Here is a 25892-nt window from a genome sequence, read left to right on the forward strand (position 1 = left end):
TCGACTGATAGTCCGCTATCGCGAGCAAGCTCGCTCCCACAGGGGATGGTGTGTGGCGTTAGACCTGGGCGGTGCGCAGTTTTTCGCTGCGACCGCGCAGCCATTCCAGGGTCAGCAACAGGATCACCGAGAAGGCGATCAGCAATGTCGCTGCGGCGGCGATGGTCGGGCTGAGGTTTTCGCGGATCCCGCTGAACATCTGCCGTGGCAAGGTCGCTTGCTCGGGGCCGGCGAGGAACAACGTCACCACCACTTCATCGAACGACGTCGCGAAGGCAAACAGCGCCCCCGAAATCACGCCCGGCGCAATCAGCGGCAACGTCACCCGGCGAAACGCGGTCAGTGGCGAAGCACCCAGGCTTGCCGCGGCGCGCACCAGATTATGGTTGAACCCCTGCAAGGTCGCCGACACCGTGATGATCACAAACGGCACACCCAGCACCGCGTGCACCACGATCAGCGAGAAGAAGCTGTTGCCCAACCCCAGCGGGGCAAAGAACAGGTAACTCGCCACACCGATAATCACCACCGGCACCACCATCGGCGAAATCACCAGCGCCATGACCAGCGCCTTGCCGGGAAAATCACCGCGGGTCAGGCCAATCGCCGCCAGCGTCCCGAAGACCATCGCCAGCACCGTCGCCGCCGGGGCAACAATGATGCTGTTCTTCAATGCACGCATCCATTCGGCCGAGGCAAAGAAGTCCTGGTACCAGTGCAGCGAGAAACCTTGCAGCGGGTACACGAGGAAACTGCCGGAGTTGAACGACAGCGGAATGATCACCAGCACCGGCAGAATCAGAAACAACAGGATCAAGCCGCAGAGAATCCGCAAGCTGTAGAACCACACCCGCTCAACGGGCGACATATAAGGACTCAGCATTTCGTTCTCCCCTTAGCTCAGGCGCAGGCGACTGGCGCCCACCAGCCAGCTGTAAATCAGATAAAGCACCACGGTCGCCAGCAACAGCAGCCCACCGAGTGCGGTCGCCATGCCCCAGTTGATGCTGGTGTTGGTGTAGAAGGCGACGAAGTAGCTGACCATCTGATCGTTCGGGCTGCCCAGCAACGCCGGGGTGATGTAGTAGCCGATGGCGAGGATGAACACCAACAGGCAACCGGCGCCGACACCGGCATAGGTCTGCGGGAAGTACACCCGCCAAAAGCTGGCGAACGGGTGGCAGCCGAGGGAAATCGCTGCGCGCATGTACGTCGGCGAGATGCCTTTCATGACGCTGTAGATCGGCAGGATCATGAACGGCAGCAGAATGTGCACCATGGAGATGTAGACCCCGGTGCGGTTGAACACCAGTTCCAGCGGTTTATCGATGATGCCCATGGCCATCAGGCCGCTGTTGATCAGCCCGCCCGATTGCAGCAACACGATCCACGCGGCGACGCGCACCAGGATCGAGGTCCAGAACGGCAACAGGACCAGAATCATCAACAGGTTGCTTTGACGCGATGGCAGGTTCGCCAGCAGGTAAGCCAATGGATACGCGAGCAGCAGGCAGATCACCGTAATGATCAGGCCCATCCAGAAGGTCCGGGCGAAGATGTCGAGATAGATCGCCTGGTCAGGTGTGGCCGGGGCGATTTCACCGAGGTCATCGATACGATGATCGACCGCCGCCAACAGGTAGAAAGGCGTGATGCTGCTGGCGTTGCGGCGCACCGCTTGCCAGTAGGCCGGGTCGCCCCAGCGTTCGTCGAGACCTTCCAGTGCTTCTTTATAAGAGGCCGGCTCGGTGGCAAACGGCAAGGCGCGGGCGGTTTTGGTCAGCAGGCTGCGGTAGCCGGCCAGTTCCATGTTCAGGCGCTTGGACAAATCGCCCAGGGTTTGATTCTTGCGGGCTTCGGCGAGGTCTTCGCTGGCCGCTTTGTAAACCGGTTCAGCGGGCAGGCCTCGGCCGTCCCAACTGGCGATGGCGGACACGGTGCGTGGCATACCGCCGACCACTTCCGGGTTGCCCACGCTTTTGTAGAGCAGCGCCACGATCGGCACCAGGAACACCAGCAACAGAAACAGCACCAGCGGCGCGATCAAGGCCTGGGCTTTCCAGCGGTTGACCCGCTCGGCGTGCCGGAGTCGCTGCTTCAAGGTGGGGTCAGTGCCCGCGTTCAGGGGAATGGCGGTGGCCATGGCGTACTCCGGAAATCTTTGATCGTTACAGAGGCGGTAAACACCGCCTCGAACTTTTAGTACTGATCGTTCCCACGCTCTGCATGGGAACGCATCCAGTGACGCTCTGCGTCACAGGGACGCGGAGCGTCCCGGGCGGCATTCCCACGCAGAGCGTGGGAACGATCATCCGGCGAACCGTCGTCCTGTGCGACTCGCTTACTTCGCAGCCCAGGAATTGAAGCGCTGTTCCAGTTGCTCGCCGTTGTCAGCCCAGAAGCTGACGTCGATCTGCACCTGGTTGGCGATGTTTTCCGGGGTGGTCGGCATGTCTTTCAGGACATCCTTGGACAGCAACGGTACGGCTTGGGTGTTGGCCGGGCCGTAAGCGATGTTTTCCGAGTAGGTCTTCTGCTGCTGCGGCATCACCGAGAAAGCGATGAATTTCTTCGCCACTTCAGCGCGTGTCTTGTCCAGGCCTTTTGGAATCGCCCATGCGTCGAAGTCATAGATGCCGCCGTTCCACACGACTTTCAGGTTGCTTTCTTTCTGCACGGCAGCGATCCGGCCGTTGTAGGCCGAGCTCATGACCACGTCACCGGAAGCGAGGTACTGCGGCGGTTGTGCACCGGCTTCCCACCACTGGATGTTTGGCTTCAGCTCATCGAGCTTCTTGAATGCGCGGTCCTGACCATCCTTGCCGGCCAGTACTTTGTAGACGTCTTTGGGCGCAACGCCGTCGGCCATCAGAGCGAATTCCAGGGTGTACTTGGCGCCTTTACGCAGGCCACGCTTGCCCGGGAATTTCTTGGTGTCCCAGAAATCCACCCAGCTGGTTGGCGCAGAAGCCAGTTTGTCGGCGTTGTAGGCCAGCACGGTCGACCACACGAAGAAACCCACGCCGCACGGCTGGATAGCACCTTTGACGTAGTCTTCGGTTTTGCCGAACAGCTTCGGATCCAGCTGCTCGAACATGTCTTCGTCGCAACCACGGGACAGTTCTGGCGATTCAACTTCTACCAGGTCCCAGGACACGCTCTTGGTGTCGACCATGGCTTTGACCTTGGCCATTTCGCCGTTGTACTCGCCCGCCACGATCTTGCCGTTGCCTGCCGCTTCCCACGGTGCGTAGAAGGCTTTGACCTGCGCCGCCTTGTTCGCCCCGCCAAAGGACACCACAGTCAGGTCCGGACCCGCCGCCATCGCGTGTGCCGCACCGATCATGCCCATGACCAGGGCGGTGAATTTCAGGGATCTCAACATTTATTGTTCTCTCCACGTGCAGGGTTGGTGTTGGTATTGCGGGGGCGTTAGTGCGCCTCTAGAAGTGGGTCGAGCGCGCGAACGTGTTCGACCTGCCAGCCAAGCGGTACCACGTCGCCGACAGCCAGCGCGGGATCGAGCTCGGCAATCGGTTGTTTCACGAAGAAGTCGGTCTTGCCGCAGACTTCCAGGCGAACCCGGACGTGATCGCCCAGATAGATGAATTCCGCCACCCTCCCTGAGAAGCGGTTGACGCATGACTCGCTTGAACCGTTGAGGCTGATGCGCTCGGGACGAATCGACAGCGTGACCGGCTCACCGGTCTTGCCGACGTTGACCGCCAGCGCTTCAACTTTTTCGCCGCGACTCAGTTCAACGATGCAGCGATCACCGGTCTGACTGTGCAGGCGGCCGTTAAGGCGGTTGTTCTCGCCGATGAAGTTGGCGACGAAGGTGTTTTTCGGTTCTTCGTAAAGGGTGCGCGGCGGTGCGATCTGCTGGATCTCGCCCTGGTGGAACACCGCTACCCGGTCGGACATGGTCAGGGCTTCGCCCTGGTCGTGGGTCACGTAAACCACGGTCACGCCGAGGCGCTGATGCAGGTGTTTGATCTCCATCTGCATGTGTTCGCGCAGTTGTTTGTCGAGTGCACCAAGGGGTTCGTCCATCAACACCAGCTGCGGTTCGAACACCAAGGCACGGGCCAGCGCTACACGCTGTTGCTGACCGCCGGACAGTTGTGCCGGATAACGCTGAGCAAAGGCGTCGAGCTGGACCATGCTCAGGACTTTTTTGACCTTGTCGCTGACGTCGCTTTTGTTCAGGCCACGCACGGTCAGCGGGAACGCGAGGTTCTCGGCGACGGTCATGTGCGGGAACAACGCGTAGTTCTGGAACACCATGCCGATGTCACGCTTGTGTGGCGGCACGTTGTTGATGGAACGCCCGGCCAGCAGGATTTCGCCTGCGGTCGGTGTTTCGAAACCGGCGAGCATCATCAGGCTGGTGGTCTTGCCGGAACCGGACGGCCCGAGCAAGGTGAGGAATTCGCCTTTGCGAATGTCCAGGTTGAGGTCTTTGACGATCAGGTTCTCGCCGTCGTAGCTTTTCTGCACTCCACGAAAGCTGACCAGAATGTCACTGGCCCCTGCGCTTGAATCGACCTGGCTCATACCCACACCTTTGTTATTGATGACTGCTGTGGGACTAAGCCTAGTGGACCCTGCCGACCACGCAAATCGGGGCGCAGGAGAGAATCGCCTCAGCCGTATGGAAGGTTTGGGGTAGGGATCGCCCTACAAGGATGGCGCGTTTTGACAAACGCAGCTGCAAGCTTTCAGCTACAAGCCGCAAGAACAGGAAGAGGCGGGGCTCCAGGCATGTCGCAAATGGATATGACGACGCTTCACCCGTTGTAGGAGCACAGCTTGCTGGCGATGGCGATCTCAAGGACGCCATCGCCAGCAAGCTGTGCTCCTACAACGGGTAACAGGGCTTTTAGAGGAGTTTGTGCTCCATCGCGTACTTCACCAGTTCCGCCAGGGACGTAATGTTGAGCTTCTGCATCAACCGCGCCTTGTGGGTGCTGATGGTTTTGCTGCTCAGGGCCAGTTGCTGGGCGATGTCATTGACATTGACGCCCTGGGCCAGGCGTTCGAACACCGAAAACTCGCGTTCCGACAGCAATGAATGCAACGGCCGCGAATCGGTCAGGCCGACTTCGAACACCATGCGGTCGGCGAGGTCCGGGTCGATGTAGCGCCCGCCCGCCGCCACTTTACGGATCGCGGTCAACAGCAGCGCCGGATCACTGTCTTTGGTCGCGTAACCCGCAGCACCGACCTTCAACGCCCGCGCGGCCATTTGCGCTTCGTCGTGCATCGACAACACGAGGATGGCGGGCGGATTGTTCAGCGCACGAATCCGCGGAATCGCCTCCAGGCCATTCACGCCTGGCATGGAGATGTCGAGCAATACCACCTCGCACGGCACATGCCGCAAGGTTTCGAGCAACTGTTCACCATTGCTCGCCTCCCCCACCACCAGCAAATCCTTGGCCAGGCCGATCAACTGCTTGATGCCTTCACGGACGATGGTGTGGTCTTCGGCTACCAGTACACGGATCACGTTCTTCTCCATTCTTTTTATTTCAGAGCCAAGATGTATCGCGAGCAAGCTAAAACACCACAAAAACCATCAGACTGCATCCAGCGGCACCCGCACACTCAGGGTCGTACCCTCCCCCGGTTCACTCTCAAGCGACAACCGCCCACCCATGATCAACACCCGCTCACGCATGCCCACCACCCCGAAGGAGGTCGGCCTGCCCGTCGCGGCAACAAATCCTACGCCATCATCACTGACGGTCAGGCACAACTCGTCGCCTTCCAGCGCCAGCGACAGTTCAACAGTATGCGCCTGGGCATGGCGCATGACATTGGTCAGGGCTTCCTGAAGGATCCGGAACAAGCCAATCGCCTTGGCGTCGCTGAGCACCGGCAGATTCTCCGGCACCTGCACCAGACACGGAATCTGCGTGCGCGCCTCGAAACGCCGGGCCTGCCACTCGATGGCGGAAGCGATGCCGGCATCGAGAATCGGTGGTCGCAGCGCCGTGGCCACGTCGCGCACCAACTGGAACAACTGAGCGATCAAGCGCTTCATGCTGTTCAAGCGTTCGTGCAGGCCCGGGTCGAGTTGCGCGTAGGCCAGTTCGCACATCGACGTTTCCAGTTTGAGCACGGTCAGCATCTGGCCCAGCTCGTCATGAACCTCCCTGGCGATGCGCGCCTTTTCTTCTTCGCGCACACTTTCCAGGTGAGCCGACAATTCACGCAACTGTTCGCGGGAGCTGGCCAGTTCCAGCTCAATACGCTTGCTCTCGCTGATGTCCCAGACGATCCCGTCCCAGACGTAGGCGCCATCTTCGAGCTTACGGGTGATGGCCTTGATCTCGGCCCAGCGTTGTTCGCCCGAACGGGTCAGGATCCGTCCTTGCCACGACCAGTCACTGTCAGTGTCCAGCGCATGGTCCTGCGTCTGGTGATAGCTGGCCTTGTCGTCCGGGTGCACCAGACTGCGCAGGCCTTTGTCGCGATGGGCCAGGGTGGCCGGTGAGTACCCCACCAGGGTTTCACTGCCTTCACTGATGTAGGCAAAGTCGATCTGCCCCGTCACCGGTGCGCGCTCCAGGCGAAAGACCAGTCCCGGAACGTTGGCCGCGATCCCCTGCAAACGCGCCTCGCTTTCCTGCAAAGCGGCCAGCGCGCGGCGGCGTTCGGTAACGTCGTTGAGGTAGACCACCAGGTATTCGCCATCACGAAAGCGCATGAAGCTCAACGAGACATCCGTCGGCAAAATACTGCCATCGGCCCGCACGCAGTGGGTTTCGAAGCTTTGCGGCCCTTCGTCACTGGCCCGTGCGCGCTTCCACAGATTCAACCAGCGGTCCATGTGCAGGCCGGGTTCGAAGTCAATCAGCGGCCGGTCGATGATCCCGCCCGGAGCGTAGCCGAGCATGTTTTCGGCGGCACGGTTGGCGTAGCGCACATGGCTGTCCCAGTTGACCCAGAGAATACCGACGGTGCTCTGATCGATGGAAAACTGCGTCAGGCGCAACGCCTCTTCGCTGGCCTCGCGCAACGCAATGTCTTCACGCGCAGCCAACAGACGCGCCTCCAGACTGTGCTGTTGCCGCCGCTGCCAAAACACGATGGCCATGCTGCTCAACAGCATGACGGCAAACAGCAGGCATAGGTTTTGCCAGAAACCGGGGGACTCGGTGAGTCGCGGGTACTTGGGTTGTAGCCATTGGTTGTGCAGTTGTTCCAGGTCCTTGGCCGGAATTGCCCGTAGCGCGCTTCCGACGATACTCGCCAGTTCCGGCCAATCCCGGCGAGTAGCCACGCGCAGCAATTGTGGCAGGCCGATGTCGCCCACCACGACCAGGCCGGCGAACTCCGGTTCGGCGGACAAACGCCCCAGTTGCGCCTCGTCGACCACGGCGTAACCCGCCTGTTGACTGAGCAACAGTTGCAGCGCCTGACGCTCGATGGGCACGCCTTGCAGGTTCAGATGGGGATAGTTGCTGCGCAGATAATCGGCGGTCGCGCTGGGCATGCGCACCGCGACGCGGGTCTGGCTGTCGAGCTTCTCCAGTTCCACGACGCCGGTGCCTTTTTCATCACTGACCACCAGTTGCGGAACCCGCATGTACGGGTCGGTAAATTGCCACAGGCGCAAACCGGCCGGGGTTTGCGTCAGGCCCACGGCGATGTCGATTTCCCCCTCGCGCGCGGCGTCTTCCAGTTGCGCGACGTCCGGGAAATTTCTCCAGCTGAGCTCGACCTTGAGCGCACTGGCCAACCATTTCATCAGCTCGACGTTGACCCCGGACAAACGCTGCAAGCGGCGATCGTATTGAGCATAAGGCGCCTGCAACACCACGCCGACGCGCAATTCGTCATGGGCTGCGAGCCATTGTTGTTGCTCGGGTGACAAGGCCGCGGCATGCCCCGGCGGCGCGGAAGCCGCCCACCCCATCAAGGGAAACCACAAGCAGCCGATAACCCACAGGCAGCGTAAACGCATCATCGAAATCTCACACACTGACAAACACTGACTAACCCATTAGGCTGCCGGAATCACTTCTGGCCTGGAATATCCGATGCCCCCTGTCTACCGCCTGGCACTGCCAGCATTGTGCCTGTCGCTGATCTTGCCTTGTGCCTTTTCTGTCGAGGCCGCCGACCCGGCCCCTGCCACGGCAGAAAAACCCGCAGAAGAAAAACCGGTCGAACGCCAGCCACTGCCTGAGCGTAGTCAGGAAGAAGCGACAGCACTTGAGCGAAAAGTCCCCGCTCAGGAACAGCAACAGCTGCAAGCCGGCACCGATACTTTTCTCGCCCTGTGGAAGCCGGCCAACACCCCCGAGCCAAAGGGCACGGTGATTATCATCCCGGGCGCTGGTGAAACTGTTGACTGGCCTCAAGCAATCGGTCCTTTGCGCCGTCAATTGCCGGACGCCAAATGGAGCAGCCTGAGTATCACCTTGCCGGACCTGCAAAGCGACGCCATTGCGCCACGCATCGTCGAAGTCGCGCCGGCGCCCAAAGCGCCGGAGACCGCCAGCAAGGACTCCACCACCGCGGCGCCTATCGAGCAGGCAGCCGGTGGTGAAGCGGAAGTGGCTGACAAGGCCGTCGCCGAAACAACCGAAGATCAGGCCAAGGCCGACGCCGAGCGCATCTTCGCGCGCATCGACGCCGCCATCGCTTATGCCGAACAGCAAAGTGCTCGCAGCATTGTCGTGCTGGGCCATGGCACGGGCGCTTACTGGGCAGCGCGTTATCTGAGCGAGAGACAGCCCTCGCAAGTGGAAAAGTTTGTGATGGTCGCGGCCCAGACACCGGTGACAGCAAAGCCTGAACTGGCCGAACTGACGCCGACTTTAAAGCTGCCGACTGCGGACCTTTTCTATGTGGATAAGCCGCTGGATCGCAAAGCGGCGCTGGAACGCCTGCAGGCCAGCAAACGGTTGAAGTCGTCGGCGTTCAGTCAGGTGGCACTCAAGGCGTTACCGGGGAATGCCAAGGCTGAGCAGGAGCAATTGGTGCGCCGGGTGCGCGGTTGGTTGAATCCGCAGAACGTGGCGGACTGATAGACCGCAGCGCCCTCATCGCGGGCAAGCCACACTCCCACAGGATTTGAGTCGCACGCAACTTTTGCTATCGACATAAAACCTGTGGGAGTGTGGCTTGCCCGCGATGAGGGCATAACGGGCGACAGATCTCTTTCCTGCTACCGAAAATCCCGCCGCTCACGAATCAACGTATAAGCCGCATGCAATTCACGCGTCTTGTCCGTTGCCTCACGTACCTGCAACGCCGTCGCCCCGCTGCCGGCGATCTTGTCCGGGTGATGTCGACTCAGAAGGCGTCGATAAGCGCGTTTGATCTGCGCCGGCTCGCTGGTTGCAGACACCCCCAACAGCCGCAACGCATCCTGATAGGTGATCGCGCTGCTGACTTGCGGCCGCTTGTGCTGCTCATAATCGGCGGCCAGCGCCTGAACCTGATGCGGCGTCCAGCCCAGCCACTTACCCCACTGGGCGATCAGCTCGCGCTCATGACTGCCGGCACGACCATCGGCCCAGACCATCCGCCAACAGGCGCGCAATACACCTTCCGCCGCATGCGGCTGAGCACTCAAGCGTCGCAGATAGCCGCGTAACCGGTCATTGCCGGACTTGCCGCGATTGAACGCGGCAATGGCACGACGCTGCGCCGAATCTGTCATCTCCAGAGCACGCATTTCCTGGCGGGCCTGCTGAATATGGCCATCCACTACTCGCCCGTCACTCTTGGCCAAGCGCCCCAACAACACGAATAGCAGCTCGTCATTGCGCAGCATCGGACGACCGCCGAGCTTTTCAAGCAAGTGCCCAACGCTTTGCAGGTGCAAGCGCCGATCCAGCGCCTGCCCCAACAAGGCGCCGAGCATGGCCCCCGGAATGCTGGCGATGGCAAAGCCTGCTCCGGCTCCGATCAGAGTCCCTGGCCACAGCATCTCAGCGGCTCGCTTCTATCAGGGTTTCAACGTCGGCCAGGCGTTGGTGCGTACCGACATCCACCCATTGACCTTTCAGGCGTTCACCCGTCACTTGCCCATCGGCCATGGCCTTGCGCAACAGCGGTGCAAGCTTGAAGGCTCCGTCCGAACAGCCGTCGAACAGGTGCGGATGCAGCACTGCGATGCCGCTGTACGTCAGGGTCGTTGTCTCCGGGCGACCGTCGTGCACATGCCCGTCGAGCAACGTGAAATCGCCCGTCGGGTGATGGGCCGGGTTATCCGCCAGCACCAGGTGAGCCAGCCCGTTGATGGGCTGATGCAGCACGCTGAAGTCGTAGTCGGTCCAGATGTCACCATTGACCACCACAAAGGCCTCGTCCCCCAGCAACGGCAATGCGCGGAAAATCCCGCCGCCGGTTTCCAGGGGCTCGCCTTCCGGCGAGTACTGAATGCTGACGCCATAGCGCGAACCGTCGCCCAGATAATCTTCGATCTGCTGACCGAGCCAGGCGTGGTTGATCACGATCTCGGTGAACCCGGCCGCCGCGAGGGCGCGCAGGTGGTACTCGATTAATGGCACGCCGCCGGCGCGAACCAGCGGTTTGGGGGTGGTCAGGGTCAACGGGCGCATGCGCTCGCCCTTGCCGGCCGCCAGAATCATTGCCTTCATGCATTCGCTCCGGCACGCAGACTCAGCAGCAACACATCCAGCTCGGCCAGTTCAGGACGGCGGGCGATCACGGCATCTATATAGGCAAAGAAGCGCGGCACGTCGGCGAGGTAGCGCGGCTTGCCGTCGCGATGGCAGATGCGGGCGAAGATGCCGATGACTTTCAGATGACGCTGCACGCCCATCAGGTCGCTGGCTCGCAGGAACTCTTCGAAGTCCGGCTGAACCGGAATATCGAGGGCGCCGGCTTGCTGCCAGTAAGTTTCGAGCCAGCCACGCACACGCTCTTCAGGCCAGCTGAGGAAGGCGTCCTTGAACAGGCAGGTCACGTCGTAGGTCACAGGACCGTACACCGCGTCCTGGAAATCCAGTACGCCCGGATTCGGTTCGCTGAGCATCAGGTTGCGTGGCATGTAGTCGCGATGCACCAAGACTTTGGGCTGGGCCAGGGCGCTGTCGATCAACAGATCGGTGACGTTTTGCCAAAGCATTTTCTGCGCCGCGTCGAACTCGATGCCCAACGCGTGTTTCACGTACCAGTCCGGGAACAGTTCCAGCTCGCGACGCAACAGTGCGACGTCATAACTCGGCAATGGCGCAACCATCGGCAACTGCTGAAAAGCCAGCAGTGCTTGCAGGGCATCGTTGAACAAATCGTCGGCATTTTCGCTGTCGATCACGTCGAGATAAGTCTTGTTGCCCAGGTCATTGAGCAAAAGAAAACCGCGATCGAGGTCTTCGGCATAAATTTTCGGCACATTTATTCCGGATTTCGCCAGCAAAAAAGCGATATCCACGAAGGGTTTGCAGTTTTCCTGGGGCGGTGGCGCGTCCATCACAATGAAACTTTTGCCCTCGCCTTCCCAGCGGAAATAGCGCCGAAAACTCGCGTCGCTACTGGCCGCGGTCAACGTGGCCGGGGGTACGGCGCCCCAGCCCTGTTCTGCAAAGAGAATCGCCAACTGCTCATCGAGCCAAACTTTCAGGTGTTGCAAACGTACATCTTGGTCAGGCATTGCAAGGGTCTCCGACGGCGCTAGCCGTCAAGCGGGTCATGCTTTATTATCCAGCATCTTTTTCAGACCATCGAGAGGCGTGCGGCCCACACCGCGGGCAGATGGCACGCAGGAAGCCCGGACTAATAAGATGGCATTGAAATCCCCCGCGTTTCGTAAAAAATTTCCGTTGTTGGTTACCGGCAGTCTGCTGGCCCTGCAACCCCTAGCCACTTCATTCGTGGTCGCCGCGGAACAGTATGACTGCTCAGTCTCTGCTTCGGGTGCCTGGAACTGTGCGCCAAAATCGCCCGCGGCGGCATTGCCACCGCGCCCTGTCCATGAGGGCAGCGCCGTCTCCGCCACTGGCGAAGCGGCAGCCGAGAGCGGTTCCAGCGAAAGCACCGAAGCCAAGCCTGTACTCGTTACCGAGTCCAAGGGCCGCGGCATGAAGTCGCGTAGTGCAGACTACAGTCACCTCGACTGGGTTCCACGCGAGAACCTCACTGCCGCGCAACTGGCCGAAACCGGTCCTTATTGCTCTGGTTCCTATATCGAACCGATTCGTCCTGGCATGAATGACAAGACGAATAAAAGTGACGCACCGACCTTTATCGGCGCCAAGGCCTCGCGCTACAACACCGAAGATCAGATCGGCACACTGGCCGGTGACGTCGTATTGCGTCAGGGCAGCATGCAGGTCGAGTCCGACGAGGCCAGCCTGTATCAGGCCGAAAGCCGCGCCGAACTCACTGGCGACGTACGCATCCGCGACAACGGCGCACTGATCGTCGGCGACCACGCCGACGTGCAGCTCGACACCGGTGAAGCCAAGGTCGACAACGCCGAATACGTGATGCACAAATCCCGTATCCGCGGTAACGCGCTGTACGCCAAGCGTGCCGAAAACGCGATCATCCGCCTCAAGGATGGTACGTACACCACGTGCGAACCGAACAGCAACGCCTGGCAGCTCAAGGGTAACAACATCACCCTGAACCCGGCGACCGGCTTCGGCACCGCGACCAACGTGACACTGCGGGTCAAGGACATTCCTGTCCTGTACACGCCGTACATCTACTTCCCGATCGACGACCGTCGCCAGTCGGGCTTCCTGCCGCCGACCATCGGCACCGGCAGCGATACCGGCTTCATGCTGGTCACCCCGTATTACTTCAACCTGGCACCGAACTACGATGCCACGTTGTACCCGCGTTACATGGAAAAGCATGGCTTGTTGATGGAAGGCGAATTCCGCTACCTGACCAAGTCCAGCGAAGGTCAGTTCGGTGGGGCGTACCTCAACGACGAAAGCGATGAGCGCGACAAGCAGACCGACTTCCAGAAAGAACGCTACATGTATAACTGGCAGCACAAGGGCGGTCTGGATTCTCGCGTTTACACGCAGGTCGATTACACCAAGATCAGTGACCCTTACTACTTCCAGGATCTGCAGACAGACCAGATTGGTGTGAAACACACTGATTACGTTAACCAGTCGGGCGCAGCGGTGTATCGCGGCGATAACTACACGGCATCGTTGAGCGCTTACGCTTATCAGCTGGCGTCCGTGTCGAACATTACGCCATACGACCGCTTGCCGCAGATCAACTTCAATGGCTCTCTGCCGTATCACCCGGGCGGGCTGGATTTTTCGTATAAGACCGAAGTCGTGCGGTTTGATCGGGACTTGAAAAACGGCACGTACACTGACCAGGACGGCAATGTGTCCCCGCGCCTGGACACTAATATTCAAGGCCTGGCCCGTGCCACCGGTGATCGCCTCAACCTGGCGCCGGTTGTCAGCCTGCCGCTGAACTGGACTTATGGCTTCCTGAAACCGTCGCTCAAGTATCAATACACCCAGTACCAACTGGATCTGGACAGTATTGGCAAAGGTCAAATCGTCGCTCAGGATCAAGCCGCAGCTGCCGCCGGGACCAAAAATTTCAATGGCAACTTCGGCAGCAACCAAAATATGGGCGTGCCGATTGCCAGCATCGATAGCGGCCTGTACTTCGATCGTAATACCCAATGGTTCGGCAAAAATTATCGCCAGACCCTTGAACCGCGCCTGTTCTATCTCTACGTCCCCGAGGAGAACCAGGAAGATATTCCGGTATTCGATACCAGCGAATACACCTTCAACTATGCGTCGCTGTTCCGTGACAACCGCTTCTCTGGCACCGACCGTGTCGGCGATGAGAACAAACTGTCGCTGGGCATCACTAACCGCTGGATCGAAGACGACGGCTTCGAACGCCAACGCATCAGCATTGGTCAGGCCATGTACTTCAAGGACCGCGAAGTCCAGTTGCCGGGTATCAATCCAAAAACCCGCGCCGATGCACAAGCCAATGTTTCACCATATGCACTGGAATACGAATACCGCTGGAACCGCGACTGGCGCACCACAGCCGACTACAACTGGGACCCGGACAGCCGCAGCCCTCGCTCGGGTAGCGCGATGTTCCACTACCAGCCTGAAGACAACCCGAACAAGGTCATCAACGCCGGCTATCGCTATCGTAACGATCAGGTGATCTACAACCAGAACACCGGTCAATGGCAGTTTGGCGGCGACTACGGCACCCCTGGCACGCCTAACTACGTGAAGGATTACTACAAAATCCAGCAGCACGACTTCTCCGTGATCTGGCCGATCGTACCGCAATGGAACCTCATCAGCCGCTGGCAGTATGACTACAACCGCGACCGGACCCTGGAAGCCTTCGGTGGTTTCGAGTACGACAACTGCTGCTGGAAGCTGCGCGTGATCAACCGTTACTTCGTTGATTACGACGAGTTCAGCCAACAAGCTCCGGAAAACGAAAAAGGCGACCATGGCGTCTTCCTACAAATCGTTCTGAAAGGTCTCGGCGGCCTCACCGGCGCCAAAGTAGAGAGCTTCCTCGACAAAGGCATCCAAGGTTATCGTGAACGTGAAGACCAAGCTTTCTGATTGTCTGCGCCCGCTGCTGCTGGGCGCGCTGTTCCTGGGTACCGCGGCTAATGCCGCCGTACAGTCCATCGATAAAGTGGTGGCTATCGTCGACAACGACGTGGTCATGCAGAGCCAACTGGACCAACGCGTTCATGAAGTTCAGGCAACCATTGCCAAGCGTGGCTCCGCCGTGCCGCCAGCCAGCGTGCTGGAGCAGCAGGTGCTTGAGCGTCTGATCGTCGAAAACCTGCAATTGCAGATCGGCGAACGTTCGGGCATCCGCATTACCGATGAAGAACTGAACCAGGCGGTGGGCACCATTGCCCAGCGTAACAACATGTCGGTCGATCAATTCCGTGCCGCGCTGGCTCACGACGGTCTGTCTTACGACGACGCCCGTGAACAGATTCGCCGTGAAATGGTCATCAGCCGTGTGCGTCAACGCCGTGTGGCCGAGCGCATCCAGGTGTCTGAACAGGAAGTGAAGAACTTCCTCGCCTCCGACCTTGGCAAGATGCAATTGTCTGAGGAGTTCCGTCTGGCCAACATCCTGATTCCTACGCCGGAAAGTGCCAACTCCGACGCGATTCAGAATGCTGCCAAACAGGCTGACGCGATTTACCAGCAACTCAAGCAAGGCGCTGACTTCGGTCAGTTGGCCATCGCCAAGTCTGCCAGCGAAACTGCACTGGAAGGCGGCGACATGGGCTGGCGTAAAGCCGCTCAATTGCCACCTCCATTTGATCGCATGTTGAGCACCATGTCGGTGGGCGAAGTTACCCAGCCAATGCGCACACCGGGTGGCTTCATCATCCTGAAGATTCTCGACAAGCGTGGCGGTGCAACCCAGACGCGAGATGAGGTGCACGTGCGCCACATCCTGGTCAAACCAAGCCCGATTCGCGACGAAGCGAAAACCAAGGCCCTGGCCGAGTCGCTCTACTCCCGTATCGAAGCCGGTGAAGACTTCAGCGAACTGGCGAAAAGCTACTCCGAAGATCCGGGTTCTGCCCTCAACGGCGGCGACCTGAACTGGATCGACCCGAACGCACTGGTGCCCGAGTTCCGCGAAGTGATGGCCAAGACCCCGCAAGGTCAGCTGTCCAAGCCATTCAGAACCCAATACGGCTGGCATGTTCTGGAAGTGCTGGGCCGCCGCGCCACCGACAGCACCGCCCAGGCTCGCGAGCAACAGGCGATGACCGTACTGCGTAACCGCAAATACGACGAAGAGCTGCAAACCTGGCTGCGTCAGATCCGTGACGAAGCGTACGTAGAAATCAAACTCCCTGGTGCAAGCCAGGCAGCGCAGTGAAACCCAAGCGTTTCGCGCTGACACCCGGCGAACCGGCCGGCATAGGTCCCGACCTGTGCCTGCTGCTCGCCTCGCACGCCCAGCCACATCCCCTGATTGCCATTACCAGCCGCGACCTGCTCCTTGAGCGGGCCGCGCAGCTGGGTGTGGTTGTCGATCTGCTGCCGGTAACGCCGGACAGCTGGCCGGATGTGCCTGCGCCTGCGAACAGTTTGTACGTCTGGGACACACCGCTCAATGCGCCGGTCATCGCCGGCCAGCTGGACAAGGCCAATGCCGCTTTCGTCCTGGAAACCCTGACCCGTGCCGGCCAGGGCTGCCTGGACGGGCACTTCGCCGGAATGATCACCGCCCCCGTGCACAAGGGTGTGATCAACGAATCCGGGATCGCCTTTTCCGGCCACACGGAATTCCTCGCTGACCTGACCCATACAGCCCAAGTGGTGATGATGCTGGCCACGCGTGGACTGCGGGTAGCACTGGTCACCACGCACCTGCCCCTTCGCGAGATTGCCGATGCGATCACACCGGAGCGCCTGGAGCGGGTCACACGAATTCTGTACGCCGACCTGCAAGAAAAATTCGGCATCGCCCAGCCACGCATCCTGGTCTGCGGGCTTAACCCGCACGCCGGTGAAGGCGGACACCTGGGCCATGAAGAAATCGACATCATCGAACCTACATTAGAGCGCCTGCGCGGTGAAGGCATGGACCTTCGTGGCCCCCTGCCCGCCGACACTCTGTTTACCCCCAAATATCTGGAGCACTGCGACGCAGTGCTGGCGATGTACCACGACCAGGGCCTGCCCGTGCTGAAATACAAAGGCTTCGGCGCGGCAGTCAATGTGACCCTCGGCTTGCCGATCATCCGCACCTCGGTCGACCACGGCACCGCCCTGGACCTGGCCGGCAGCGGAAAAATCGACACCGGCAGCCTGCAAGTCGCCCTGGAAACCGCCTACCAGATGGCCGAGACCCGTTTATGACCGAGCATTACCAACACAAGGCGCGCAAACGCTTTGGCCAGAACTTCCTGCACGATGCAGGTGTTATCGACCGAATCCTGCGCTCCATCCATGCCAAGGCCGAAGACCGCGTACTGGAAATCGGCCCGGGCCAGGGTGCCCTGACTCAAGGCCTGCTCAACAGCGGCGCACAACTGGACGTGGTGGAGCTGGACAAGGACCTGGTCCCGATCCTCAATCAGCAGTTCGCCAGTCGAAGCAACTTCAGCCTGCATCAGGGTGATGCGCTGAAGTTCGACTTCACCAGCCTGAATGCTGCGCCGGGCAGCCTGCGCGTGGTCGGTAACCTGCCGTACAACATCTCTACACCGCTGATTTTTCACCTGCTGCATAACGCCAGCCTGATCCGCGACATGCACTTCATGCTGCAAAAAGAAGTGGTCGAGCGCATGGCGGCGGGTCCTGGCGGCGGTGACTGGGGCCGCCTGTCGATCATGGTTCAGTACCACTGCCGGGTCGAACATCTGTTCAACGTCGGCCCGGGCGCGTTCAACCCGCCGCCCAAGGTTGATTCGGCCATCGTGCGCCTGGTGCCTCACGCGGTACTGCCGCATCCGGCCAAAGACCACAAATTGCTGGAGCGCGTCGTTCGCGAAGCCTTCAACCAGCGCCGCAAGACCCTGCGCAACACCCTCAAGTTACTGCTGAGCAATGCCGAGATCGAAGCCGCCGGCGTCGATGGCAGCCTGCGTCCCGAGCAACTCGACCTGGCCGCCTTCGTGCGCCTGGCCGACAAGCTCAGCGAGCAAGCCCTGAACCCGCCCGCCGCCGACTGACAGGTGACGAGCGTTATCGGGTAGGACGCCAGACGCGATGTCTGGTTTACTACCCGGTACTTGGCCTAGACTGAACTCCATCAGCTACGCCCCGCGTCCCGCTTCGTTTTTAAGGCCTCTTGCATGTCCGATCCTCTTTATCAGGTCGACGTCAGCGTCGTCACCCGCTATCTGGCAGAACAATCGCAACCCGAGCAAAACCGCTTTGCTTTTGCGTACACCATTACCGTGCACAACAACGGCAAGCTACCGGCCACACTGTTGTCGCGGCACTGGGTCATCACCGACGGTGACGGGCATGTCGAGGAGGTCAAGGGTGCGGGCGTCGTAGGCTTGCAGCCGCTGATCCTGGTCGGCGAAAACCACACCTACAGCAGCGGCACGGTCATGACCACCAAGGTCGGCACCATGCAAGGCACCTATCAGATGATTGCCGACGACGGTAAGCATTTCGACGCCGTCATCGCTCCATTCCGCCTGGCGGTGCCCGGAGCCTTGCACTAATGGCAACGTACGTCGTTGGTGACTTGCAGGGCTGCCTCGAGCCCCTGCAATGCCTGCTTGAGCAAGTCGCTTTCGATCCGGCCAAGGATCGTCTCTGGCTGGTGGGCGACCTGGTCAACCGCGGCCCGCAGTCGCTGGCAACCTTGCGCTTTCTCTATGGCATTCGTGAATCGCTGGTGTGCGTACTGGGCAACCATGACCTGCACCTGCTGGCCGCCGGGTACAACATTGAACGCCTGAAGAAAGCCGACACCCTGCGCGAGATCCTCGAAGCGCCAGATTGCGCGGAGCTGCTGGAGTGGCTGCGCCAGCAAAAGCTCATGCACTACGACGAACAGCGCGATATCGCACTGGTGCACGCCGGCATTCCACCGCAGTGGTCATTGCGCAAAGCCTTGAAGTGCGCCGCCGAAGTTGAAGAGGCCCTGCGCGACGACAACCGCATCGCCCCGTACCTCGACGGCATGTACGGCAACGAACCGGTGAAATGGGATAGCGACCTCAAGGGCGTGACCCGCCTGCGCGTCATCACCAACTATTTCACCCGCATGCGTTTCTGCACCAGCGAGGGCAAACTCGACCTCAAGAGCAAGGAAGGCGTCGGCACAGCGCTACCAGGCTACAAGCCATGGTTCACGTACAAGGAACGCAAGACCAAGGGCCTGAAGATCATCTTCGGCCACTGGGCGGCCCTCGAAGGCAACTGTGACGAACCGGGGATCTTCGCGCTCGACACCGGTTGTGTCTGGGGTGGAGCCATGACCCTGATGAACGTCGACACCTTCGAACGCCTGCAGTGCCAATGCAACGATCAGGGCCACAGTGAACCCGCCGTCACTCCCCCCCTTACCGAACAAACCCCAGCCAGCGCCCCGCGCTAGGCTGCGCTATCAGCCGAGCCACAGGAGCCCGCCATGAGCGAATTCAAACGTATCCCCCCGGAACAGGCACAAGCCCTGCGCGAACAAGGCGCAGTGGTGGTCGACGTCCGCGATCCGCAAACCTATGCCGCGCTGCACATCAGCGGCTCGAAGCATCTGGACAATCATTCCCTGCATGCCTTTATTCAGGGTGCAGACCTGGACGCGCCGACCGTAGTGGTCTGCTACCACGGCAATTCCAGCCAGGGTGCCGCCGCCTACCTCATCAGCCAGGGCTTCTCCGACGTCTACAGCATGGACGGCGGTTTTGAGCTGTGGCGTACGACGTATCCTGCGGAAACCGCGCAAGGTACCTCCGAATAATTTTTTTGTAACCTGCGAGCCCCCGCCCCCCGTGGGCTCGCGCGGTGGCAGACGAACGGTGTGCCACAACTAATTGCGTATCTCGCCTTTACCTCCCGAATTAGCAACTATCCTTAAGCGCAGGCCATCCAAAACAGGGGAGAGCCGGTACACCGGCGCGCGGGTCATCGGGAGTAGCTTTCGGAGTAGTCAGCTCCGTTAGAGTTCTGGGGGGTAAACAGCGACCGCCTGTTCGGTTGCTGCCAGCATCGACTGAGTGATCCGGCGTCGGCTCCACGTATCGAGCGAGGTGACGTCATGAGTATCTTTAGCCACTTCCAACAACGCTTCGAGTCCACACGCCAGGAAGAACTCTCGCTGCAAGAGTATCTTGAGCTGTGCAAACAGGACCGCAGCGCCTACGCCTCCGCAGCCGAGCGTCTATTGCTGGCCATCGGAGAACCGGAGCTGCTCGACACCTCGACCAACTCGAGACTGTCGCGAATCTTTTCCAACAAGGTGATCCGCCGCTATCCGGCCTTTGAAGACTTCCACGGGATGGAAGAATGCATCGACCAGATCGTGTCGTATTTCCGCCATGCGGCTCAGGGCCTGGAAGAGAAGAAACAAATCCTCTATCTGCTCGGCCCCGTCGGTGGCGGTAAATCGTCCCTGGCCGAGAAGCTGAAACAACTGATCGAGAAAGTGCCCTTCTACGCGATCAAGGGCTCACCGGTATTCGAGTCGCCCCTCGGTCTGTTCAACGCCACTGAAGATGGCGCGATCCTCGAAGAAGACTTCGGCATTCCGCGGCGCTACCTCAACACCATCATGTCGCCATGGGCCACCAAGCGCCTGGCCGAGTTCGGCGGCGATATCAGCCAGTTCCGCGTAGTGAAACTCTATCCGTCGATTCTCAATCAGATCGCCGTGGCCAAAACCGAGCCGGGAGACGAGAACAACCAGGACATCTCGGCACTGGTGGGCAAGGTCGATATCCGCAAACTGGAGGAATACCCACAGAACGACGCCGACGCTTATAGCTACTCGGGCGCACTGTGCCGGGCCAACCAGGGCCTGATGGAATTCGTCGAAATGTTCAAGGCGCCGATCAAGGTGCTGCACCCATTGCTGACGGCTACCCAGGAAGGCAACTACAACAGTACCGAAGGCCTCGGCGCGATTCCGTTTACCGGGATCCTGCTGGCCCACTCCAACGAATCGGAATGGCACACCTTCCGCAACAACAAGAACAACGAAGCGTTCATCGACCGGATCTACATCGTCAAAGTACCGTATTGCCTGCGGGTCAGCGACGAAGTGAAGATCTACGACAAACTGCTGTTCAACAGTTCCCTGGCCAAGGCCCATTGCGCGCCCGATACCTTGAAGATGCTCGCCCAGTTCACCGTGCTCTCTCGCCTCAAGGAGCCGGAAAACTCGAACATCTACTCGAAAATGCGCGTGTATGACGGTGAAAACCTCAAGGACACTGATCCGAAGGCCAAGTCGATCCAGGAATACCGCGACAACGCCGGTGTCGACGAAGGCATGAACGGTCTCTCGACCCGATTCGCGTTCAAGATCCTGTCGAAGGTCTTCAACTTCGATCCGCACGAAATCGCCGCCAACCCGGTGCACTTGCTGTACGTGCTGGAACAACAGATCGAACAGGAACAGTTCCAGGCCGAAACCCGCGAACGCTACCTGCGCTTCCTCAAGGAATACCTGGCACCGCGCTACATCGAGTTCATCGGCAAGGAGATCCAGACCGCCTACCTCGAATCGTACAGCGAATACGGCCAGAACATCTTCGATCGCTACGTGCTGTACGCCGACTTCTGGATCCAGGACCAGGAATACCGCGACCCGGAAACCGGCGAAATCCTCAACCGAGTGGCCCTGAACGAAGAACTGGAGAAAATCGAAAAACCGGCCGGCATCAGCAATCCGAAGGATTTCCGCAACGAAATCGTCAACTTCGTCCTGCGCGCCCGGGCCAACAACAACGGCAAGAACCCGACCTGGCTCAGTTACGAAAAACTGCGGGTGGTTATCGAGAAGAAAATGTTCTCGAACACCGAGGACCTGCTGCCGGTCATCAGCTTCAACGCCAAGGCCAGCAAAGAGGACCAGCAGAAGCACAACGACTTCGTCACACGGATGGTCGAGCGCGGCTACACCGACAAACAGGTACGGCTTCTTTCCGAATGGTACCTACGGGTCCGGAAATCGCAATGACGCAGCGGCAAGCCATAAGCTACAAGCGGCAAGAAAAAGCGCGTAAGCCCTGATATCCGGGCAGCTTCTACTTGCAGCTTGTAGCTCACAACTTGAAGCCGCCCGGAGGGCCCTATGAGCTATGTGATCGACCGACGTCTCAATGGCAAGAACAAGAGCACGGTGAACCGTCAGCGGTTTCTGCGACGTTACCGTGATCACATCAAAAAGGCTGTCGAAGAGGCGGTCAGCCGGCGCTCCATTACCGATATGGAACACGGCGAACAGATCAGCATTCCCGGCCGCGATATCGACGAGCCGGTGCTTCACCATGGCCGTGGCGGCAAGCAAACCGTCGTGCACCCCGGCAACAAGGAATTCACCAGCGGCGAGCACATTGCCCGCCCGCCCGGAGGGGGCGGTGGCAGAGGCCCCGGCAAGGCAGGCAACTCGGGCGAAGGGATGGACGAGTTTGTCTTCCAGATCACCCAGGAGGAATTCCTCGAATTCATGTTCGAGGACCTCGAGCTGCCGAACCTGGTCAAACGCAACCTGACCGGTACCGACACCTTCAAAACGGTACGCGCAGGGATCAGCAACGAAGGCAACCCATCGCGCATCAACATCATTCGCACCTTGCGCTCGGCCCATGCACGGCGCATTGCCCTGTCCGGCAGCAGCCGCGCCAAGCTGCGTGAAGCCAAAGAGGAACTGCTGCGACTCAAGCAGGAAGAACCGGACAATTTCGGCGATATCCAGAAAATAGAAGCCGAAATAGAAAAACTCAGCGCACGGATTCATCGCGTGCCGTTTCTTGATACGTTCGACCTCAAGTACAACCTGTTGATCAAGCAGCCCAACCCCAGCTCGAAGGCCGTGATGTTCTGCCTGATGGACGTGTCCGGCTCCATGACCCAGGCGACGAAGGACATCGCCAAGCGCTTTTTCATCCTGCTGTACCTGTTTCTCAAGCGTAACTACGACAAGATCGACGTCGTGTTCATCCGCCACCACACCAGCGCCCGGGAAGTGGATGAAGAAGAGTTCTTCTATTCACGCGAAACCGGCGGCACCATCGTCTCCAGTGCCTTGAAGCTGATGCAGGAGATCATGGCCGAGCGCTATCCGAGCAATGAATGGAATATCTACGCCGCCCAGGCGTCCGACGGCGATAACTGGAACGACGATTCACCGATCTGCCGCGACATTCTGATCAACCAGATCATGCCGTTCGTGCAGTACTACACTTACGTTGAGATCACCCCGCGCGAACATCAGGCCCTGTGGTTCGAGTACGAACGCATCGCCGAAGCCTTCTCTGACACTTTTGCCCAGCAGCAACTGGTCTCGGCCGGGGATATCTACCCGGTCTTCCGTGAACTCTTCCAGCGCAGGTTAGTGACATGACCGCCAAAGAGCAGAAGCGCCAACCCATTTCCACCGGCTCCGAATGGACGTTCGAGCTGATCCAGGCCTACGACAAGGAAATCAGTCGCCTGGCGGCTCGGTATGCCCTCGATACTTACCCTAACCAGATCGAAGTGATCACCGCTGAACAGATGATGGACGCCTACGCTTCTGTCGGGATGCCGTTGGGCTATCACCATTGGTCCTACGGCAAGCACTTCCTCAGCACCGAAAAATCCTACAGCCGTGGGCAGATGGGGCTGGCCTACGAGATCGTGATCAACTCCGATCCGTGTATTGCTTACCTGATGGAAGAAAACACCATCTGTATGCAGGCATTGGTCGTGGCGCATGCCTGCTATGGGCACAACAGCTTTTTCAAAGGCAATTACCTGTTCCGCACCTGGACTGACGCCAGTTCGATCATCGATTACCTGGTGTTCGCCAAGCAGTACATCATGCAGTGCGAGGAACGCCACGGCATCGACGCCGTGGAGGACTTGCTCGACTCCTGCCACGCGTTGATGAACTACGGCGTCGACCGCTACAAACGCCCTTATCCGATTTCCGCGGAAGAAGAACGGCGTCGGCAAAAGGATCGGGAAGAGCATCTGCAGAAACAGATCAACGACCTGTGGCGCACCATTCCCAAAGGCGCGGACAAGTACAGCGACAAGGACAATGCACGCTTCCCCGCTGAACCTCAGGAAAACATCCTGTACTTCATCGAAAAACACGCGCCGCTACTGGAACCGTGGCAGCGGGAAATCGTGCGGATCGTGCGCAAGATCGCGCAATATTTTTATCCACAGCGTCAGACCCAGGTGATGAACGAAGGCTGGGCCACGTTCTGGCACTACACGTTGATGAACGACCTGTACGACGAAGGCCTGGTCACCGACGGGTTCATGATGGAGTTCCTGACATCCCACACCAGCGTGGTGTTTCAACCCGGTTTTGACAGCCCTTACTACAACGGAATAAACCCTTACACCCTGGGGTTCGCCATGTACCGGGATATCCGGCGCATGTGCGAGAACCCCACCGACGAAGATCGCCACTGGTTCCCGGAAATTGCCGGCACCGACTGGCTGTCGACCATCAAGTTCGCCATGAGCAGCTTCAAGGATGAGAGTTTTATCCTGCAGTACCTGTCACCGAAAGTGATCCGCGACCTGAAGTTGTTCAGCATTCTCGATGACGACCAAAAGGATGACCTGCTCGTACCCGCGATCCACGATGAAGAAGGCTACCGCATCATCCGTGAAACCCTGGCGGCGCAGTACAACCTGGGCAATCGCGAGCCCAACGTGCAGATTTACAGCATCGACCGGCGTGGAGATCGCTCCCTGACCCTGCGTCACCAGCAACACGACCGCAAGCCGCTGGGCGAATCCACCGAGGAGGTGCTCAAGCACCTGCACCGGTTGTGGGGCTTCGATATTCACCTGGAAACGCTGCAAGGGGATCAGGTGATGAAAACCCACCATGTACCCCCCAGAAGCGAGCACAGCGAAGGGGATTACGGCCGACTGGACTTGGCCGTCATTCATCTTTGAGCCTGTTTGAACCTCCGCAAGTTCGACGCAACGGTTATTCTGTCGAGCTAACGGAGGTTTTTTATGCAGATTTATAAAGTCGGTGGCGCAGTACGTGATCGCCTGCTCGGCAAACCTGTCACCGATATCGATTGGGTGGTGGTGGGCGCCACGGCCGAAGAAATGCTCGCCAATGGCTTTCGGCCGGTGGGTGCGGACTTTCCGGTGTTTCTTCATCCGAAAAGCGGCGAGGAATACGCCCTCGCCCGCACCGAACGTAAAAGCGGACGCGGTTATGGCGGCTTTACCTTCCACGCCAGCCCCGAAGTCACCCTCGAAGAAGACCTGATTCGCCGGGACCTGACGATCAATGCGATGGCCGAAGACGATCAGCAAAACCTGACCGACCCTTACCATGGCCAGCGTGATCTTGAAGCGCGCCTGCTCCGTCACGTTTCCCCCGCGTTCGCCGAAGATCCACTCCGTGTCCTGCGTGTTGCTCGCTTTGCCGCGCGTTATGCGGCGCTGGGTTTCACGGTTGCTCCCGAGACACTTGGGTTGATGCGCGAACTCAGCGAATCCGGTGAACTGGAAGCCCTGACTGCGGAACGCAGCTGGAAAGAAATCTCCCGGGCATTGATGGAAGATCAGCCGCAGGTGTTCATTGAAGTGCTACGCGAATGCGGTGCATTGAAAGTGTTGATGCCTGAAGTCGACGCGCTGTTTGGCGTTCCACAGCCCAAAGCTCACCACCCGGAAATCGACACCGGCGTGCACACGTTGAGCGTGCTTGAGCAATCGGCACTACACAAACAACCGCTGACCGTGCGTTGGGCCTGCCTGCTGCACGACCTCGGTAAAGGGCTGACCCCCGAGGAAGAATGGCCACGCCATATTGCTCATGAACACACAGGCCTGAAGCTGATCAAAACGGTCAACGAACGCTTCAAGGCGCCGAAAGACTGTCAGGAACTGGCATTACTGGTCGGCCAATATCACACCCACGGCCATCGCGCCCTGGAGCTGAAACCTTCGACCTTGCTGGAGTTGCTGCAAAGCCTTGACGTTTACCGCCGGCCGCAGCGGTTCGAAGAGTTCATCAGCGCGTGCGAGATGGACGCGCGCGGGCGCAAAGGGCTGGAGCTGAGAAGTTATCCACAGGCGGATTATTTGCGCGGGGCGGCGACGGCAGCTCGGAGTGTGGCGGTTCAGCCGCTGCTGGAGAAAGGATTCAAGGGGCCGGAGCTGGGTGAGGCGATCAAGCGTGAACGGCTTAAAGCGTTGAAAGCCTACAAGGAGGAGGCGTCTACCTGAAAGCAT

General features: G+C 59.5%; 21 protein-coding genes. 12 read left to right on the forward strand and 9 right to left on the reverse strand.

All coding sequences use genetic code 11. The annotated features are described in order from the left end of the window. Positions 1–58 precede the first annotated feature (58 nt). The 6 genes from H8F22_RS15040 to H8F22_RS15065 form a co-directional block, all read right to left on the reverse strand. On the reverse strand, positions 59–883 hold the full coding sequence (locus H8F22_RS15040) for an ABC transporter permease (RefSeq protein ID WP_027926741.1): 825 nt from the start codon (positions 881–883) through the stop codon (positions 59–61). Between the two features lie 12 nt (positions 884–895). Beyond that, positions 896–2143 carry an ABC transporter permease gene (locus H8F22_RS15045; RefSeq protein ID WP_027926740.1) on the reverse strand — a complete coding sequence of 416 codons (1248 nt, stop codon included), beginning with the start codon at positions 2141–2143 and terminating at the stop codon, positions 896–898. Between the two features lie 198 nt (positions 2144–2341). After that, positions 2342–3385, reverse strand: coding sequence for an ABC transporter substrate-binding protein (locus tag H8F22_RS15050; RefSeq protein ID WP_059182078.1), 1044 nt, complete (start codon positions 3383–3385; stop codon positions 2342–2344). Between the two features lie 47 nt (positions 3386–3432). Beyond that, entirely contained in the window at positions 3433–4557 is a 1125-nt protein-coding gene (locus tag H8F22_RS15055; protein WP_027926738.1) for an ABC transporter ATP-binding protein, read from the reverse strand. Between the two features lie 325 nt (positions 4558–4882). Beyond that, positions 4883–5512: a response regulator gene (locus tag H8F22_RS15060; RefSeq protein ID WP_027926737.1), complete on the reverse strand. Its 630-nt coding sequence runs from the start codon at positions 5510–5512 to the stop codon at positions 4883–4885. 69 nt (positions 5513–5581) lie between these two features. After that, on the reverse strand, positions 5582–7978 hold the full coding sequence (locus H8F22_RS15065; protein ID WP_194940400.1) for a PAS domain-containing sensor histidine kinase: 2397 nt from the start codon (positions 7976–7978) through the stop codon (positions 5582–5584). Positions 7979–8051: 73 nt separating this feature from the next. Between H8F22_RS15065 and H8F22_RS15070 the strand changes: the two genes are divergently transcribed. Next, positions 8052–9044, forward strand: coding sequence for an alpha/beta hydrolase family protein (locus H8F22_RS15070; RefSeq protein ID WP_194940401.1), 993 nt, complete (start codon positions 8052–8054; stop codon positions 9042–9044). A 140-nt stretch (positions 9045–9184) separates the two neighbouring features. Here H8F22_RS15070 and H8F22_RS15075 read toward each other — a convergent pair whose 3' ends face one another. The 3 genes from H8F22_RS15075 to H8F22_RS15085 are packed head-to-tail and all read right to left on the reverse strand — an operon-like array spanning position 9185 to position 11641. After that, a complete protein-coding gene (locus H8F22_RS15075; RefSeq protein ID WP_027926734.1) occupies positions 9185–9952 on the reverse strand; it encodes a TerB family tellurite resistance protein in 768 nt (255 codons plus the stop codon). 1 nt (position 9953) lies between these two features. Continuing rightward, on the reverse strand, positions 9954–10625 hold the full coding sequence (gene murU / locus H8F22_RS15080) for an N-acetylmuramate alpha-1-phosphate uridylyltransferase MurU (RefSeq protein ID WP_027926733.1): 672 nt from the start codon (positions 10623–10625) through the stop codon (positions 9954–9956). After that, on the reverse strand, positions 10622–11641 hold the full coding sequence (locus tag H8F22_RS15085; RefSeq protein ID WP_194940402.1) for an aminoglycoside phosphotransferase family protein: 1020 nt from the start codon (positions 11639–11641) through the stop codon (positions 10622–10624). Before H8F22_RS15085 ends, murU begins: the two co-directional genes overlap by 4 nt. Before the next feature lie 130 nt (positions 11642–11771). Between H8F22_RS15085 and H8F22_RS15090 the strand changes: the two genes are divergently transcribed. The 11 genes from H8F22_RS15090 (at position 11772) to H8F22_RS15140 (ending at position 25886) form a co-directional block, all read left to right on the forward strand. Beyond that, on the forward strand, positions 11772–14582 hold the full coding sequence (locus H8F22_RS15090; protein WP_027926731.1) for an LPS-assembly protein LptD: 2811 nt from the start codon (positions 11772–11774) through the stop codon (positions 14580–14582). After that, positions 14557–15879, forward strand: coding sequence for a peptidylprolyl isomerase SurA (gene surA, locus H8F22_RS15095; protein WP_027926730.1), 1323 nt, complete (start codon positions 14557–14559; stop codon positions 15877–15879). The genes H8F22_RS15090 and surA overlap by 26 nt, the downstream gene beginning before the upstream one ends. Further along, positions 15876–16865 carry a 4-hydroxythreonine-4-phosphate dehydrogenase PdxA gene (pdxA, locus tag H8F22_RS15100; protein ID WP_027926729.1) on the forward strand — a complete coding sequence of 330 codons (990 nt, stop codon included), beginning with the start codon at positions 15876–15878 and terminating at the stop codon, positions 16863–16865. The genes surA and pdxA overlap by 4 nt, the downstream gene beginning before the upstream one ends. Beyond that, the gene (gene rsmA / locus H8F22_RS15105) at positions 16862–17680 is read left to right on the forward strand and encodes a 16S rRNA (adenine(1518)-N(6)/adenine(1519)-N(6))-dimethyltransferase RsmA (RefSeq protein WP_027926728.1); all 819 of its coding nucleotides are present in this window, start codon (positions 16862–16864) and stop codon (positions 17678–17680) included. The genes pdxA and rsmA overlap by 4 nt, the downstream gene beginning before the upstream one ends. 123 nt (positions 17681–17803) lie before the next feature. Continuing rightward, positions 17804–18184: a Co2+/Mg2+ efflux protein ApaG gene (gene apaG / locus H8F22_RS15110; RefSeq protein WP_194940403.1), complete on the forward strand. Its 381-nt coding sequence runs from the start codon at positions 17804–17806 to the stop codon at positions 18182–18184. Next, on the forward strand, positions 18184–19065 hold the full coding sequence (locus H8F22_RS15115) for a symmetrical bis(5'-nucleosyl)-tetraphosphatase (protein ID WP_027926726.1): 882 nt from the start codon (positions 18184–18186) through the stop codon (positions 19063–19065). The genes apaG and H8F22_RS15115 overlap by 1 nt, the downstream gene beginning before the upstream one ends. Before the next feature lie 33 nt (positions 19066–19098). Then, positions 19099–19428, forward strand: coding sequence for a thiosulfate sulfurtransferase GlpE (gene glpE, locus H8F22_RS15120; RefSeq protein WP_027926725.1), 330 nt, complete (start codon positions 19099–19101; stop codon positions 19426–19428). A gap of 297 nt (positions 19429–19725) precedes the next feature. After that, positions 19726–21648, forward strand: a complete 1923-nt coding sequence (locus tag H8F22_RS15125) for a PrkA family serine protein kinase (protein WP_010467160.1) — start codon at positions 19726–19728, stop codon at positions 21646–21648. Positions 21649–21762: 114 nt separating this feature from the next. Beyond that, positions 21763–23034: a YeaH/YhbH family protein gene (locus H8F22_RS15130; RefSeq protein ID WP_007947798.1), complete on the forward strand. Its 1272-nt coding sequence runs from the start codon at positions 21763–21765 to the stop codon at positions 23032–23034. Beyond that, a complete protein-coding gene (locus tag H8F22_RS15135; RefSeq protein ID WP_027926724.1) occupies positions 23031–24593 on the forward strand; it encodes a SpoVR family protein in 1563 nt (520 codons plus the stop codon). The genes H8F22_RS15130 and H8F22_RS15135 overlap by 4 nt, the downstream gene beginning before the upstream one ends. A gap of 63 nt (positions 24594–24656) precedes the next feature. Then, the gene (locus H8F22_RS15140) at positions 24657–25886 is read left to right on the forward strand and encodes a multifunctional CCA addition/repair protein (protein ID WP_194940404.1); all 1230 of its coding nucleotides are present in this window, start codon (positions 24657–24659) and stop codon (positions 25884–25886) included. The last annotated feature ends 6 nt before the right edge of the window (positions 25887–25892 follow it).

The sequence above is a fragment of the Pseudomonas mucoides genome (assembly GCF_015461845.1).
Taxonomy (GTDB): Bacteria; Pseudomonadota; Gammaproteobacteria; order Pseudomonadales; family Pseudomonadaceae; genus Aquipseudomonas; species Aquipseudomonas mucoides.

Bases quoted from the DNA above. Each gene is read 5' to 3' on its own strand.
- H8F22_RS15040 (WP_027926741.1), bottom strand. From the start codon at position 883: ATGCTGAGTCCTTATATGTCGCCCGTTGAGCGGGTGTGGTTCTACAGC.
- H8F22_RS15045 (WP_027926740.1), bottom strand. From the start codon at position 2,143: ATGGCCACCGCCATTCCCCTGAACGCGGGCACTGACCCCACCTTGAAG.
- H8F22_RS15050 (WP_059182078.1), bottom strand. From the start codon at position 3,385: ATGTTGAGATCCCTGAAATTCACCGCCCTGGTCATGGGCATGATCGGT.
- H8F22_RS15055 (WP_027926738.1), bottom strand. From the start codon at position 4,557: ATGAGCCAGGTCGATTCAAGCGCAGGGGCCAGTGACATTCTGGTCAGC.
- H8F22_RS15065 (WP_194940400.1), bottom strand. From the start codon at position 7,978: ATGATGCGTTTACGCTGCCTGTGGGTTATCGGCTGCTTGTGGTTTCCC.
- H8F22_RS15070 (WP_194940401.1), top strand. From the start codon at position 8,052: ATGCCCCCTGTCTACCGCCTGGCACTGCCAGCATTGTGCCTGTCGCTG.
- H8F22_RS15075 (WP_027926734.1), bottom strand. From the start codon at position 9,952: ATGCTGTGGCCAGGGACTCTGATCGGAGCCGGAGCAGGCTTTGCCATC.
- murU (WP_027926733.1), bottom strand. From the start codon at position 10,625: ATGAAGGCAATGATTCTGGCGGCCGGCAAGGGCGAGCGCATGCGCCCG.
- H8F22_RS15085 (WP_194940402.1), bottom strand. From the start codon at position 11,641: ATGCCTGACCAAGATGTACGTTTGCAACACCTGAAAGTTTGGCTCGAT.
- H8F22_RS15090 (WP_027926731.1), top strand. From the start codon at position 11,772: ATGGCATTGAAATCCCCCGCGTTTCGTAAAAAATTTCCGTTGTTGGTT.
- rsmA (WP_027926728.1), top strand. From the start codon at position 16,862: ATGACCGAGCATTACCAACACAAGGCGCGCAAACGCTTTGGCCAGAAC.
- apaG (WP_194940403.1), top strand. From the start codon at position 17,804: ATGTCCGATCCTCTTTATCAGGTCGACGTCAGCGTCGTCACCCGCTAT.
- H8F22_RS15115 (WP_027926726.1), top strand. From the start codon at position 18,184: ATGGCAACGTACGTCGTTGGTGACTTGCAGGGCTGCCTCGAGCCCCTG.
- glpE (WP_027926725.1), top strand. From the start codon at position 19,099: ATGAGCGAATTCAAACGTATCCCCCCGGAACAGGCACAAGCCCTGCGC.
- H8F22_RS15125 (WP_010467160.1), top strand. From the start codon at position 19,726: ATGAGTATCTTTAGCCACTTCCAACAACGCTTCGAGTCCACACGCCAG.
- H8F22_RS15130 (WP_007947798.1), top strand. From the start codon at position 21,763: ATGAGCTATGTGATCGACCGACGTCTCAATGGCAAGAACAAGAGCACG.
- H8F22_RS15135 (WP_027926724.1), top strand. From the start codon at position 23,031: ATGACCGCCAAAGAGCAGAAGCGCCAACCCATTTCCACCGGCTCCGAA.
- H8F22_RS15140 (WP_194940404.1), top strand. From the start codon at position 24,657: ATGCAGATTTATAAAGTCGGTGGCGCAGTACGTGATCGCCTGCTCGGC.